General features: G+C 65.7%; 1 protein-coding gene. It reads right to left on the bottom strand.

All coding sequences use genetic code 11. From position 1 onward, the window contains the following. Positions 1 to 8 precede the first annotated feature (8 nt). Positions 9 to 1,121 (bottom strand): S-(hydroxymethyl)glutathione dehydrogenase/class III alcohol dehydrogenase, encoded by a 1,113-nt coding sequence (locus FS320_RS43855; RefSeq protein WP_152718713.1) that lies wholly within the window; start codon positions 1,119 to 1,121, stop codon positions 9 to 11. Between the last annotated feature and the right edge of the window lies 1 nt (position 1,122).

Raw genomic sequence — 1,122 nt, 5'->3', positions numbered from 1 at the left:
TCTCCTGATCAGTAGACGATGACCGAGCGGATCGACTTGCCTTCGTGCATGAGGTCGAAGGCGGTGTTGATCTCCTCGAGCGGCATCGTGTGGGTGATCAGATCGTCGATGTTGATCTTGCCCTCCATGTACCAGTCGACGATCTTCGGCACGTCCGTGCGGCCGCGCGCCCCGCCAAACGCCGTGCCCTTCCAGACGCGGCCGGTGACGAGCTGGAACGGACGGGTGGCGATCTCCTTGCCGGCTTCCGCCACCCCGATGATGATGCTCTCGCCCCAGCCGCGATGGCAGCATTCGAGCGCCTGACGCATCACGTTCACGTTGCCCGTGGCGTCGAACGAGAAATCCGCCCCGCCGCCGGTGAGATCGACGATGGCCTGCACCACCTTGTCGGTGCCGACCTCGTTGGGGTTGATGAAGTCGGTCATGCCGAATTTCTTCGCCATCTCGACCTTGGCCGGGTTGATGTCGACGCCGATGATCTTGTCGGCACCCACCATGCGCGCGCCCTGGATCACGTTGAGCCCGATGCCGCCGAGGCCGAACACCACCACGTTCGCGCCGGGCCACACCTTCGCCGTGTAGATCACCGCGCCGATGCCCGTGGTGACGCCGCAGCCGATGTAGCAGATCTTGTCGAAGGGCGCGTCCTCGCGCACCTTGGCGAGCGCGATCTCCGGCAGCACGGTGAAGTTCGCGAAGGTCGAGCAGCCCATGTAGTGGAACACGGTCTCGCCGTCGCAGCGGAAGCGGCTGGTGCCGTCGGGCATGACACCCTGGCCTTGCGTGGAGCGGATCGCGGTGCAGAGATTGGTGCGGCGCGACAGGCAGGATTTGCAGTTGCGGCACTCGGGCGTGTACAGCGGGATCACGTGATCGCCGACTTTCAGCGTCGTGACGCCGGGGCCGACCTCGCGCACGATGCCGGCGCCCTCATGGCCCAGGATCGCCGGGAACTTGCCCTCGGAATCGAGACCCGACAGGGTGTAGGCATCCGTGTGGCAGACGCCCGTCGCCATCACCTCCACGAGCACCTCACCCGCCTTCGGGCCGTCGATGCGGATGGTCTCGATGGTGAGCGGCTTGCCAGCCTCCCACGCGACTGCGGCCCTCGTTTCCATG

It is taken from the genome of Microvirga tunisiensis, assembly GCF_009296175.1.
In the GTDB taxonomy this organism is placed as follows: domain Bacteria; phylum Pseudomonadota; class Alphaproteobacteria; order Rhizobiales; family Beijerinckiaceae; genus Microvirga; species Microvirga tunisiensis.
The sequence above is the reverse complement of the archived record's forward strand: the minus strand, read 5'-3'. Positions and strand labels throughout refer to the sequence as shown.